The following is a 12,908-nucleotide window of genomic DNA, read 5'->3' on the forward strand; positions in this document are numbered from 1 at the left end:
TGTTAGCTACGGAGGCACGTTGGCCGCGTGACAGTGAGCTATGCTGGAGATTGGGGTGACGAGGCTGATCAAGCCTTCCAACAGTACCAGCCTGATCAATTACAGCGAGAGCTACCGGTCCGGAGATCGCATCAGCCCCTCTCTGCATATGCACGTGGCCGCCTGAATTGCCGATTTCGCTCAGCTGCTGCTGAATGGCGACGGCTTGCGGCGCATTCAGGGCCCTCTGCGTCTGCGCTGACCACAACAGCGCTGGTGAATGTTCATTGTTGGGACGACTCACTCGGGTGGCAGGTGGTTGCATGGTCAAGCTCATCCGGCGAAGGGCGGATCTGCTGTTGGCTGGCAGCCAAGACTGGGGGCGGCGGCCCGAACTCCGGCGTCCCAGAGCTTGCGAAAGCCTCCGACACGCTTCTGTTGAGGTCATCCCGTCCATCGGGCATCCCTGGGTTGCTGAAAAAAGACGAGGCGGCTTGATGATCCTGCCCTCGCTGAAGCACCTCGCGAAACCCCCTGTTCCAGTCGCAGAAGCTCCTCTGGATTGGTTGGCGGCTCGTCAGCTCGACCATCGAACAGCGGCCGGAGCGCCTCGGACACGTGCTGCTCAAGTTGCCGGGCTTGGCCCGCTTGCCCCTCTTCCAAGCCGGCGTCCTGCACCTGCCACAAAGCTGCTACACGGGATGGATTTTCTCGCGGGGTCCACACAGCCTCACATCAAACTGTATCGTCAAAGTCCTGCGCCAATTCACACAGCGGGTCATCGAGTTGAGATTCGGCGGAGAGCGCCTCCTCTGCTCCCGTCAAGGGCGCCGGCTCCGGGAGGGCGCCTGTCTGGCGTTCAAAGATGCGTTTCAGAATGCGATCCGAGAAATAACGCACCTTCCTCAATTTTAATGGTGGCAGACCTTTGATGAGAACAATCTCGTAGTCGTCATCGAGCAGCCGAACCTGTTCGGGACGCAATAGCGGTGCACCTTGATGTGAATTCTGAATGGTCCAGTCGAACGTTCGCGCCTGGCTGTGGGAAATCGATTTGGCTTCAAACGTGTATTCACCGATGGCCTTGGAAATGTAGTTCGGAGTCTCGTCATCAGCCGTGGCCATGAACACTTGCAGTCCGGTATTGCTGAGAAAATTCTGCTTGCCAGCCTCTCCATAAGCCCCCGTCAGTGCCGAAAGGCTTTGGATGATGAGCATGAAACGCCCCTTGTAGCCCGCGATAGTCGTGATTGCGGTCTCGATCGCCTCCAGCTTACCCAGGTGCTTGAACTCATCGAGCAGGAAGAGAACCTCGTGCTTTTCATCCCGGCCGGCCAGCGACCGCTGCAGAATTGAAACGATTTGCTGAAAAAACAAGCGTATCAAAGGCGCGATCACCTCAAGGTCGTTCGGACCAACGCAAAGATAGATGCACGTTCTGCGACGGCGAAGATCATAGACCGAAAAGTCCGAGCGACTTGTGGCCGCCTTTACAGCGGGATCCGCCCACAGGTTGAGCCCGCCATCGCCGAGCACGGAAGTGTAGGAGGTTAGGATTTTCGTATCGTTCCCCGCCATGTCGTCGAAGATGCGTTGTGCCTCTTTGTTCTGAGTCTCCATGGCGAGTCGCGCGAAGAGCTTAAACTTCTCCCCCGGCTGGGCGAAGAGGTCATAGACGGCGCCGATTGTTGGCGTGCCCCGCTCGATGCAGGCAAGGATTCCCGCGACAAAGATATCTCGCGCGCCGCTGACGAAACCTTCCGCGCCCTCCCCCTTGGCCGTAATCAGGTTTGCGGCCAAGCGGCGGGCTTCGGTGAATTGCTGCTGTGGAGGCAGCGCTATAAGATCCAACAGCGGATTGTAGCAGTTTGTGCGCCGCTCCGAATCCAGCGGCGCGAATTTAAACACGTCGTCACCTGCGGCTTTGCGCGCCCTCGAGGTGAGCTCAAAGAGCTCCCCCTTGACGTCCAGAGCTATCACCGAGCCTTTGAATGTAAGTAGCGTTGGAATGACTATGCCGACGCCCTTGCCAGCGCGGGTCGGTGCAACGATGAGGCTGTGAGGCTGCTCGCCATTGGTCAGGTAGTAGCCAGGCCAGAAAGGGCCACTTGTCTTCCCAAACACCGGCCCTGTCACGCCACGGTATCGTCGCAGATATCCCGTGCGTCGCATTTCATCCACTCGAGCCCAACGAGCCGTCCCGTGGTGTTCGAGCTTGCGGCGCAATACGATCTGCTGAATCAGCAAGACGACCGCGGACGTCGAGAGCACGATAGCCGCGCCCCGATAGAAAACGGGGGTTGCGAAACCCAAATAGAAGGGCGTCTCAAACCAAAAGGCACGGACATCAAACGCCATCAGAGCCTCGCCGCTGCCGCCGTGGCGGAAGGTTGCGTAAAGACTTGCCGCACAGAAGCCCACGGCGAGTGAGCACGCGATGCTAATGGCTATGTTGGGGGGCGTCGTTTTTGTTGAAAGCATTGTTCCATTGCCGGATTAGCCGTAGCTAATGCTGCGCGTGCTTCAGAGACCGAACCGGCGTCGCGCGATGTCGCCGCTCGACAGATCGATGCCGCAGTGGGTGGTGCGATGCTTGCAGCGCATCACCCGGCAGACGTGGTTTTTGTACGTCAACGGCCAGCGAATTGGAAACGGCAAGGCCGAAGACGGAATTCGGGAGAGAAAGCGTCACTGTACCATGGCCGAGACCTCAACGGCCGGAGCGATCTCTGCTTCGGGTGGCCTCCATTAGGTCCTCTCGGGCGTGATTGTAGGCTTGGCTTATGGACCGCCCGACTTGAGCACCCCGCTGCAGCTGTTCATAGGAGGTTTGCGGGCCTACTGTATCACGGACTGCAGCCTCAATACCTGCTATGTGGCCGTCCAGATTCGCACTCCGTTCCTCTGCTGCATGCTGCGGCGCCGGCATGTGCGGCAAGATGTGTTGCATGCCGGGAAAAACTGAGTGAGCTTGGGCCTGTTGATTTGCGTCTAACTGTTGATACATGTTGAGAATAGCATTGGATGCCATCATCCTGACATTGCCATCCGGATCAGAAGAAGCCAATCCAATGGCTTGATCAAGAATGCGAGATTTGTTTTCGTCAGTAAACTTACTGAAGTGTGGCGCAACGTAATAAGCTCCGAGAGCTTGCGACGGCGGATCCATGTTGCCAATGCGATTAACAATAGCATCTTGCAGCCCTGGCGTTAGGTAATCGCCTAGATTACTGGCCGCTCCGACTTTCTGCAATGCTATGTCATCCGTGCTGTACCCCAATTCGGCTGTTAATGTCGCGGCCAGATTGATGGCTGATCGTCCAAGCCGATTGGTCCGCCTTTCAAATCTCGCGAGGTCAGTTTCTGGCCCGGGTTGAGTGCCCCGAACGGCTGTTCGCTCGTGCGTCCCGAGGCCTTTGAAGCCCCCGAGATTTCGCGCTGTATCGCGCGGGTTAGCGGTTACCAGCCGTTCTGCAACATCGCTCAATGGCCCCTCTGGAACGTCACGGAGGCTACTGCTCCCCCCGCCTTGAGATGATCTTGCAGCTGCACGTGCCCGTTTGTTATCGCGATCCATTGCTCGCCTCCAAAGTAGTTATTCTACCCAAATGAGGTTACCACCGAAGCTTGACCTGCTAAACCGATATGATGTTACAGTTGTAGTATGGCAAAGGGTTCCCAGCTCTGTGGGTCTGCCAAGTGCCCGTCCAAGCCGAAGAAAATACGATGAAGCTGGCATCAAATGCGATGTGAACAGCCCCGGGCATTCCGGAGGCCGTTTCGTTTGAGTCACGCGGCTATGGCTGGTTCATCCAACATGGCATAGTAGCGTTCCTCGGCTTCGGCCGGCGGGATGTTGCCGATGGGCTCCAGCAGCCAGCGATTGTTGAAGCAGTCGACCCATTCGAGCTTGGCGAACTCGACGGCCTCGAATGAGCGCCAGGGTCCGCGTCGATGGATCACCTCGGCCTTGTAAAGACCGTTGATCGTTTCGGCGAGAGCATTATCGAAAGAGTCGCCGACACTGCCCACTGCGGGTTCGACGCCGGCCTCCGCCAAGCGCTCGGTGTATTGAATGCTGACGTGTTGGGCGGATTCAACCGGTCGTCGCAACACCAAGGGATTGGAGGTTGCAATGATGGTTCACCAACGCGCTTAGATCGGTGCACTCGAAAGAAGCTGGATTCGCCCGGGCGTCCGCCTGCCTGGCAGCGTGAGAATCGCTTCCGGTTCTGGCAAGCTATTGCCTTGGGACATTCGAGCGAGGAGGCCGCACTGGATGCCGGTACATCAACGCCTCTTGGTCCGCGCTGGTTTCGGAGTGCAGGAGGGATGCCGCCAACGCATTTGGCGCCGTGGGCGAAGCCGCCTTCGGGGCGATATCTTTCTTTCGGGAGCGCGAGGATATTGCGCTTGAGCTTGCCAAGGGAATCGGCATCCGGGCCATTGCTCGTAAGCTAGGTCGGCCGCCGAGCACAATCTCGCGGGAGGTCAGGCGCAATGCCGCGACGCGCAGCGGCAATCTGGATTACCGGCCAGTGCCGCCCAATGGCACGCCGATCGTGAGTCCCGGCGGCCTCCTGGCAAGCTGGCGGTCAATCCGGCTCTGCGTGAATATGTTGAGGAGCGCTTGGCCGGCAAAGTCACCAACCCTAATGGCGCCTCATTCGAGGGCCCCAAGGTGGGTATGGAAAAAACGACAGAGCCGGAGGTGGTCGGCAGCCTGGAGCCCCGAGCAGATCGCTAAATCGGCTTCAGATCGATTACCCAGAGGATCAAACCATGCGGATCAGCCACGAGACGATCTATCAGTCCTTGTACATTCAAGGACGCGGAGCATTGCGCCGAGTACTGACCGCATGTCTGCGTTCAGGCCGAGCGTTGCGCGTACCGCGCGAACGCGCGTACCACGCGAACGGGCCCGAATGCGCAACAAGTCCTTCATTGGAGACGCCGTTATGATAGGCGACCTTCCGGCCGAAATTGCCGATCGGGCTGTCCCCGGACATTGGGAAGGCGACCTCGTCCTTGGCCTCGGAAGCTAGGCGATCGGTACGCTCGTGGAACGAAGTTCACGCTTCACAATGCGTGCTTCACCTGCCGCGCATGCATGGCTATCAGCAGAGCCTGCGCATCAAGAACGGTCCACCACTTGCCGGCCACGGCGCTGAAGCAGTCCGCAGAGCATAGCCCGATCCATGGGCAAACTTCCCGAGCAGCTGCGTCAGTCGCTGACTTGGGACCATGGAGCGGAAATGGCGCAGCAGCCGACCTGCGCATCGACACCGGGCTCGAGATTTACTTCTGCGATCCCCAAGCCCGTGGCAGCGAGACTCCAACGAAAACACCAATGGCTTGCTGAGACAGTACTTTCCAAAGGGCACGGATCTCAGTCGGCACACAGCCCGGGAACTGGACGCAGTTGCCCATGCTATCAACACAAGACCGCGCAAAACGCTCGGCTGGAAAACACCTGCCGAACTCCTCGATCAGCTCCTTGGGGGACAGTATGATGCCGGTGTTGCGACGATCCGGTTGAATCCGCCTTGGCTGCCTCTATCGCTGTGATGGATGAGCCCGCCTCCCCGCGCGGGCCGCCGATCATGGAGAGCCTGTTCCAGGGCATCGAGAACGAAGGCTGCATGCGCCGTCCGGCTCACCCGCCAGCCGACGATCCGACGGGCATAGGTGTCGATGACAAAGGCGACATAGACGAAGCCCGTCCAGGTCGCGACGCAGGTGAAGTCGGAGACCCGCAGCATGTTGGGCGCCGGAGCATGGATCTGGCGGTTGACGTGGTCGAGAGGGCAAGGTGCGGCCTTGTCGCTCACCGTAGTGCGGAGGATCGGCTTGCCGCGGACGATGCCTTCGAGGCCCATGGCCTTCATCAAGCGGGCAACCGTGCAGCGGGCAACCTCGAAGCCCTCGCGACGCAACCGCCGCCAGACCTTGCGAATGCCGTAGACGCGGAAGTTCGCCTCAAACCCGTCGGACCTCATCCTTCGAGGCTGTATCCCATCTTGCCCGAGCCGACAGCCGGCAGGGGTCGACGCGCTTGGCGACATGGTCGTGGTAGGTCGACGGGGCGATCGGCAGCACCTTGCAGATCGGCTCAACCCCATGCGCCTTGCGGTGATCGTCGATGAACGCGATCGTGGCCTGAACCGGCGGTCGAGCTTCGCCTGGGCAAAATACGCGGAAGCCTTGCTCTCGTTGGCCTGCGAAGCTCGCGGCTCTCGCGTTCCAGAGCCTTCAGTTTCGTCGCAGCATCCGTGGGAACTCCGGCGCGCACGCCGCCGTCACGCTCGGCTTTCTTGCAGCCGATCTTGGCGGCGATCGATGAAACCGCCGCCCACCGCGACGTATGCTCGCGTTCGTGATCCAGAACCAGCCGCACCGCGGGGGGTCCGGACCTCGGGAGAGAACTTGTTGGTCGCCTTGCTTGTCATGGTTCCACCTTCTCAGGAGTTGGAGCCTCCGATCAACCCGGGGCGGCACACAAGAAGGGTCACGGATCAATCTGGGCGGGAACCCTAGAGAATCAGCCCTCAGAGCCTTTGGTAATAGACCGACCCCTCGCACCTGTTTGGGCTGGGTGTACAAGTCAGGTTTTCATCAGGTTGGACGAGTATGTCTGGCAGCCAGAGCGCGACCACTTCCGTGCCCGCCCGCTCGTCTGGCAGACACACAAAGGAGAAAGACATGCCGTCAGCTACAAGCAGCGCCATCGTTTCCTGCCGCAGATCATCGCCCATCCGGTCTGGCCCTCCTTCAGGTCCCCTTGGCCTGTGTCTCGTCGAGGAAATGGCCCGGGAGCGGGATCGTGGTTTCGTATGAGACAATCCGCCGGTGCGGCAACAAATGCGGTCCGCATACGGAGCCATTACGTCGCGGCACTTGATATTGCAGTGCAGCAAAGGTAGAGGGCCGCCCCTTATCGGAGTGTCGTCCATGGTCCTTACCAATACTGGTAGCGAGGCAGAACCCGTCGAACAGTCGAGCCATCCGGCAATCGAACAGCAAAGCCCCGAGGTGCTGATGCTAGGCGCGCTCGGCGTTGTCTATGGCGATATTGGCACCAGCCCGATCTACGCGTTCCGTGAGGCGCTGGTGGCGTCGTCGGGCGGCAATGTCGCCGAGCGCGGCGATATCCTCGGCGTTTTGTCATTGATCATCTGGTCGCTGACGATCATCGTCACCATCAAGTACATCATGTTCGTGCTGCGCGCCGATAACGGCGGCGAGGGCGGCGTGCTGTCGCTGATGGCGCTGGCGCGCGGCAGTTTCCCCAAGCGCTCGGCGCTGATGCTCGGCATCGGCATCGTCGGGGCATCGCTTTTCTTCGGTGATGCCGTCATCACACCGGCGATATCGGTGCTGTCGGCGGTTGAGGGCATGAATGTCGTCACGCCGACCTTCCAGCCCTATGTCGTGCCGCTGACACTGGTCATTCTTACCATGGTGTTTGCGGTGCAGCGCTTCGGCACGGGCGGGGTAGGATTGGTGTTCGGCCCGGTGACGGCGGTGTGGTTCCTGGCAATTGGCCTTTCCGGGCTCAACCACATCATCGCCGATCCGGAAATCCTGTGGGCGGTGAGCCCGCACTACATCGTCGCCTTCCTGATCAATTCGCCCGACGTCGCTTTCGTGACCATCGGCGCCATCTTCCTCGCCGTCACCGGCGCCGAAGCACTCTATGCCGATCTCGGCCATTTCGGCCGCAAGCCGATCGTGCTGGCCTGGCTGGCGATCGTGTTTCCCTGCCTGCTGCTCAATTATGCCGGGCAAGGCGCCTTCGTGCTGGCCAAGAATGGCGTCGTCGGCCATCCATTCTTCGAGATGAACGAAGGCTGGACGCTGATCCCGATGGTCGTGCTGGCGACGGCCGCGACTGTCATCGCCAGCCAGGCGGTCATCTCCGGCGCCTTCTCGCTGACCCGGCAGGCGGTGCAGCTCAATATGCTGCCGCGCCTGGAAATCCTGCACACCTCGGAGAAGCAGTCGGGCCAGATCTACATGCCGCGCGTCAATCTGTTGCTGGCGCTGGCGGTGATGCTGCTGGTCGTCGGTTTCGGCGAATCGAGCAAGCTCGCCTCCGCCTATGGCATCTCGGTGACCGGCAACATGCTGGTGACGACGGTGCTGCTGTTCGTCGTCATGACCCGGATCTGGAAATGGCGGCTGTGGGTGGCGGTCGCCATGACGGCGCTGTTCGGCTTCATCGATGTCGGCTTTTTTGCCTCCAACATCGTCAAAGTGTTCGAGGGTGGCTGGGCTTCGCTGGCGGTGGCCTTCACCATTGTGCTGGCTATGTGGACCTGGGTGCGCGGCAGCCGCTATCTGTTCGACAAGACCCGCCGCAACGAAATCCCGCTCGATTTCCTCGCCGGCAATCTGTTGAAGAAGAAGCCGCAGCTGGTGTCCGGCACCGCCGTGTTCCTGACCAGCGATCCGCAAAGCGCGCCGACAGCGCTGATGCACAGCCTGAAGCACTACAAGGTGCTGCACGAGCAGAACGTCATTCTGTCGGTGGTCACCGCACCGCAGCCGCTGGTGCCCGACAGCGAGCGGGTCAAGATGGAGACAGTCAACGAGTTGTTCATGCGGGTGACGCTGACCTTCGGCTATATGGAGCAGCCCAACATTCCGCGCGCGTTGGCGATCTGCCGCAAGCAGGGCTGGAAGTTCGACATCATGACGACGTCGTTCTTCCTGTCGCGGCGCTCGCTCAAAGCCTCGCCCAATCCGGGCATGCCGGTGTGGCAGGACAAGCTGTTCATCGGCCTGGCACGCACGGCCGCCGATGCGACCGAATATTTCCAGATCCCGACCGGACGCGTCGTCGAGATCGGAACGCAAGTGACGATTTAGGGCATGCCGCGGTTGAGAAGAATCGGTGCTGTCACATTGAATGAGCGTTAAGGAAATTCAGGTAGCAGCGCGCCCGGCACTGTAAGTTTCAGCGGCTTGATGCAGCGATAGCTGGCCGGGACGGCTGTCACGCTGTGGCGACACACGCGATTTTGTTCAGATTTGCATGGGGGCGTTACGCAGGTCTCGATGTTGAGCCGATGACAGCGCATTGCAGGGAAAGTGAGCAGGTCGGCAATCGGATCATGGATGGAAACGAACCGCTGAAGCTGGCGTGCCGACTTGAAGCGTTTCATGATCCTTTCGCGTCGTCGGGTCGGCTGGTGCGAATTTTCCGCTCGATTATTCAGGCCTGTGTGCGACCGGTGTTCGACGCCGGGCATGAGGTCGCGCATGGCGGCATCATAGCATCGGAGCTTGTCGGTGATCATGATCCGTGGTGTCCGCCCTTGAGCTTTCAGCAACTTGCGCATCAGACGCTTTGCCGCCTTGGCATTTCGGCGGCTTTGTACCAGCACTTCGAGGACGAAGCCGTCCTGATCGACGGCACGCCAGAGCCACTGCTTCTTGCCACTGATAGCCACGACACATTCGTCGAGATGCCATTTGTCGCCCAGGCAGCCGGCTGATATTGATCTCCTGGGCGAAATGCCGTCCGAATTTCTCCGCGCAGCTTCGAACGGTCTGATGCGTGACGATGATGCCGCGGGCCGCCAGCATGTCCTCAACCATGCGCAGGCTGAGCGGAAAGCGAAAGTAGAGCCATACCGCGTGCGCAATGATCTCGGGGGAAAGCGGTGGCGACCATAGAGCGGTCCACGAGCAACTTCTGACATGGCCCAATGTAAGCACATCTTCATAAGCTGTCGGTTGACTTTACGGTGCCGCGCCAAGCGAGCAGCATCCGGCCGGCGGGGCCGACCCCGTCTCCCGGCCGTGAGCAGAACGGCATCACGCAGGGGCCGCTTCATCCTCGACGCGGCCAGCCTGCTTTGCCGTTGCCGCCGCCGCCGAAAGCGCCAGGCGTTGCCGCCAGGCGCCGGTCCGCCGGCAGCGGTTCGTCTCCACCGATGATCCGATTGCCAACCAATTCCACTTTCCCCATACCTGCGTAACGCCGCTATGCAAATCTGGACAAAATCGCGTATGTCGCCGCAGCATGACAGCCGTCCCGACCAGCTATCGCTGCATCAAGACGCTGATATCTTTACAGTGCCCGCACGCCTCTCGCGTGCCAACGGCCAGTCGGTGTCGCGAATTGAGGCGCGCTGAAGCCGTCCGGCTCAGCCGATCATGGCGCTTCGGTTGCCGGGTTCGAGGTCGTGGCCTCTGCCGCTGCGCGATTCTAGCAATTGCGCCTTGGAGAGCTCTGCTTCAGCCTCGGCGAGGCATGGCTCGGCTGCGGTTCTCTGCCGCAGAAGGTCCGATTGCGAATTCTTGACGTTGTCACGACGTAGGCGAGCGGCCTTGGCGAACGTCGGATAAGCGAAATGATTGACATCGGAGATGCCGCCCTTCGTTTCCTCGGCGTTTATCTGGAACTCCAGTTCTCGCGCCATGCGTTCGAAATCGGCAATCATGATGTCTAGCTGGTGCAACTGTCGTCGCTTCTCATTCACCTGAAATTGCTTCAGTCGGACCAGATTACCTCGTGGCTTCATGACTCGGTACTCCGGTACCCATTTCGTCCAATCAAACCGCTCTCTCCCCTTGACGTTAGGCCTACAGCGACTCTCACGTTTTCTGCTGCGAGCGGAAACATATTTTCCAAAATCCTTGGCCGATGGCTATGAGTTCAATGCATCGACAAGCATGCGAGCGGGGGACTTAAGGGGCGGTAAAAAAAGGCGGAATAGGGCGATTTTCACAATGTCTGCATATGAACGCGTTGAGACCTGCGGCGGGCTTGACACACAAAGCAATCGTCAAGATTTGCGACATGGACGCCGGGGGGCATGAATACGCCCGCCGTCAGCTACACGCCCCCCGATTTCCGCCGCCCTATTATCGCCCACGCGCTCTGGCTTTATTTCCGGTTTCCGCTGAGCCTGCGCCTGGTTGAGGAAATGCTGCTGGAACGCGGCATCGTGGTTTCTTATGAGACAAGTCGCCGGTGGGGCATCTAAGTTCGGGCTGGACTGCGCTCGCTGCTTGCGCCGCAAGCCGCCGTGCCGGAATGATGTCTGGTACCTGAACGAAGTGGCGTCACCATCGCCCGGCAAAAAGCTTTGGTTGTGGCGCGCCGTCGACCAGGATGGATATGTGCTGGACGAAATCGTGCAAAACCGCCGCAACACCAAGGCCGCCAAGCGCTTGCTGACGCGGCCGTTGAAGAAGCAGGGGCTCGCGCCGAAGCGCATGATCACCGACTAGCTGCGCTCGTATGGAGCGGCAAAGCGACAGGTGATGCCGGACGTCAAGCACCGGTCGCACAAGGGGTTGAACAACGGAGCGGAGAATTCCCATGTGCCGCCGCGAAAACGGGAGCGGATGATGCAGAGGTCCGATCGCCGGGAGGCCTGCAACGCTTCGTCTCGACCTTGTCAGCCCTCCGCAACCTCTTCGTCCCGCCCCAAACGTTCTGCTCTCGCCATACATGTTCATCGCCTCAGCGCGATGGCGCTGGTGATATCACGACGCGTTTGTACCGCTCGACCTACGCCACAGGTGCCGACGCTGTGACGAGCTTCGTCGGTCGCGTGTCGAGTGACGGCACCGGGGACAATTATCGTCGACCGCAGTCCATTGCCCAGACCAAGGCGCTTCTCGGCGTCGGCACGATGGCAAATCGCAGCGTCACGATCTCGGCCGCTGCCCCTTCTGGCGGCGTGGACGGTGATTTCTGGGTGCAGCCGTAATGGCCCTTTACGTCAAAGCCTCCGGGGTCTGGGGGGCGGCTAGCGCCGTATGGGTGAAAATCTCAAGCCTCTGGACCAAGGCTCGACAGGTCTATGTGCGCAGCTCGGGCGTCTGGGAGAAAATGTTCCCGATAGATCTGGTCTTCAATGGCACTCACGAAGACTCGACTGCCACGACCGTTTACACCCACACCAGCATTCCGCTTCTTGTCGCGCCACACGCTAATCGTCGTGTCATCGTGACAACTGAGACCACTGACACCGAAAGTGCAGTGACCGTCAACAGTATGACGATTGGGGGTGTGGCTGCCACCCTTCTCGCTCAGGTGGAAAGCATCTTCAATTCTGGTGTGGTCTATCTGTCAGTGTGTTCCGTGACTACATGTCGGTCTATACGACCACCAATTGGGATGGTGTGGTGGGCACTGTTGCCTCTGACAACAATTCAACGGGTGGCCTGACAACGACCGTCAGCATTGGTGCCCTGGGCGCAGCGATCGCAATTGCGGGCAACGCCACCAAGGGGGCATCGGCACTGCGACATGGACCGGGCTGACCCAACAGTTCTCAAACACACCAGTCACGAATAGAAACCACAGCGGAGCAATGGCAATAGCTACCGCCGCCCAAGCTGCCCTCACCGTAACCTGTGCCTACAGCACTACTCCAGCACTTGTCGCACTGCTGGTGGTTCCGCGGTGCGCAACTCCTGACTGGCGACGGCGTCGGCGACATGCCTTACGGACTCGTATTGCCAGAGCTTGTAATCGTCGACAAACCAGCCAAGTCGGCTCTCGATCGCCGTAGCAAGCTCGTTATAGTCGAGGCTGTCGAGGCCGAGATCCCGCATTCTGGTTGTCATCGACACCTCTACTTTTTCGGCAACTAGAGCGTTGAGGGTTTTGAGAACCAGTTGTTCAATTTCAAGTAATGTCATCCCTAATACATGCCTTTTGCTTGCAGACTCAGGTAATGCAACCCTGATCGGGGCGCAACCCCCAAAACGAGGTGTGCCGTTGAAACATGTTCTTGTCATTGACGATGATGCCGCAATGCGGCGCCTCATCGCCGAGTATCTCACGATGCATGCCCTGAAAGTAACCGCAGTCCACGATAGCAAGCAGTTTGACTATGTTCTTTCACGTGAGCCAGTCGATCTCGTGGTTGTTGACCTTAACCTAGGCCGGGAGGATGGACTTG

Annotated in this window: 7 protein-coding genes, 6 pseudogenes and 1 other annotated feature; of the genes and pseudogenes, 5 read left to right on the plus strand and 8 right to left on the minus strand. The window is 59.5% G+C overall.

Annotation, left to right across the window (positions count from 1 at the left end; translation table 11 throughout):
- Nucleotides 1–714: 714 nt before the first annotated feature.
- From virD4 to NKH54_RS32205, 3 genes and pseudogenes are all read right to left on the minus strand, one after another.
- Nucleotides 715–2,460, minus strand: a complete 1,746-nt coding sequence (gene virD4, locus NKH54_RS32195) for a type IV secretion system ATPase VirD4 (RefSeq protein WP_352463798.1) — start codon at nucleotides 2,458–2,460, stop codon at nucleotides 715–717.
- A gap of 229 nt (nucleotides 2,461–2,689) precedes the next feature.
- On the minus strand, nucleotides 2,690–3,232 hold the full coding sequence (locus NKH54_RS32200) for a hypothetical protein (protein WP_352463799.1): 543 nt from the start codon (nucleotides 3,230–3,232) through the stop codon (nucleotides 2,690–2,692).
- Nucleotides 3,233–3,768: 536 nt separating this feature from the next.
- Nucleotides 3,769–4,071, minus strand: a pseudogene (locus NKH54_RS32205) (transposase domain-containing protein); the annotation flags it as partial.
- Nucleotides 4,072–4,101: 30 nt separating this feature from the next.
- On the opposite strand from NKH54_RS32205, the pseudogene NKH54_RS32210 reads away from it, so the two are divergent.
- Nucleotides 4,102–5,547 (plus strand): annotated as a pseudogene (locus NKH54_RS32210) (IS30 family transposase).
- Here the strand turns inward: NKH54_RS32210 and NKH54_RS32215 are convergent.
- Nucleotides 5,526–6,428 (minus strand): annotated as a pseudogene (locus NKH54_RS32215) (IS3 family transposase); the annotation flags it as partial. The pseudogenes NKH54_RS32210 and NKH54_RS32215 sit on opposite strands and share 22 nt — an antisense overlap.
- Nucleotides 6,061–6,177: a sequence feature (AL1L pseudoknot), on the minus strand. (Overlaps the previous pseudogene by 117 nt.)
- A gap of 502 nt (nucleotides 6,429–6,930) precedes the next feature.
- On the opposite strand from NKH54_RS32215, the gene NKH54_RS32220 reads away from it, so the two are divergent.
- On the plus strand, nucleotides 6,931–8,850 hold the full coding sequence (locus NKH54_RS32220; RefSeq protein WP_353029705.1) for a potassium transporter Kup: 1,920 nt from the start codon (nucleotides 6,931–6,933) through the stop codon (nucleotides 8,848–8,850).
- 156 nt (nucleotides 8,851–9,006) lie between these two features.
- Here the strand turns inward: NKH54_RS32220 and NKH54_RS32225 are convergent.
- From NKH54_RS32225 to NKH54_RS32235, 3 genes and pseudogenes are all read right to left on the minus strand, one after another.
- A pseudogene (locus tag NKH54_RS32225) lies at nucleotides 9,007–9,686 on the minus strand (IS6 family transposase).
- A 50-nt stretch (nucleotides 9,687–9,736) separates the two neighbouring features.
- Nucleotides 9,737–9,900, minus strand: a pseudogene (locus NKH54_RS32230) (DUF1403 family protein); the annotation flags it as partial.
- Nucleotides 9,901–10,133: 233 nt separating this feature from the next.
- Nucleotides 10,134–10,511, minus strand: a complete 378-nt coding sequence (locus NKH54_RS32235) for a hypothetical protein (protein ID WP_023690673.1) — start codon at nucleotides 10,509–10,511, stop codon at nucleotides 10,134–10,136.
- A 294-nt stretch (nucleotides 10,512–10,805) separates the two neighbouring features.
- On the opposite strand from NKH54_RS32235, the pseudogene NKH54_RS32240 reads away from it, so the two are divergent.
- Nucleotides 10,806–11,532 (plus strand): annotated as a pseudogene (locus NKH54_RS32240) (IS6 family transposase).
- Nucleotides 11,529–11,708 (plus strand): hypothetical protein, encoded by a 180-nt coding sequence (locus tag NKH54_RS32245; RefSeq protein WP_031194388.1) that lies wholly within the window; start codon nucleotides 11,529–11,531, stop codon nucleotides 11,706–11,708. The pseudogene NKH54_RS32240 and the gene NKH54_RS32245 overlap by 4 nt, the downstream one beginning before the upstream one ends.
- 661 nt (nucleotides 11,709–12,369) lie before the next feature.
- Here NKH54_RS32245 and NKH54_RS32250 read toward each other — a convergent pair.
- A complete protein-coding gene (locus tag NKH54_RS32250) occupies nucleotides 12,370–12,774 on the minus strand; it encodes an acyl carrier protein (protein WP_353029706.1) in 405 nt (134 codons plus the stop codon).
- Here NKH54_RS32250 and NKH54_RS32255 point away from each other — a divergent pair.
- The coding region (locus tag NKH54_RS32255; RefSeq protein ID WP_352544297.1) for a response regulator at nucleotides 12,725–12,908 on the plus strand (184 nt) is incomplete at its 3' end. The genes NKH54_RS32250 and NKH54_RS32255 overlap by 50 nt on opposite strands.

Origin of the sequence: Mesorhizobium sp. M1004 (assembly GCF_040318795.1) — a bacterium.
Classification (GTDB): domain Bacteria; phylum Pseudomonadota; class Alphaproteobacteria; order Rhizobiales; family Rhizobiaceae; genus Mesorhizobium.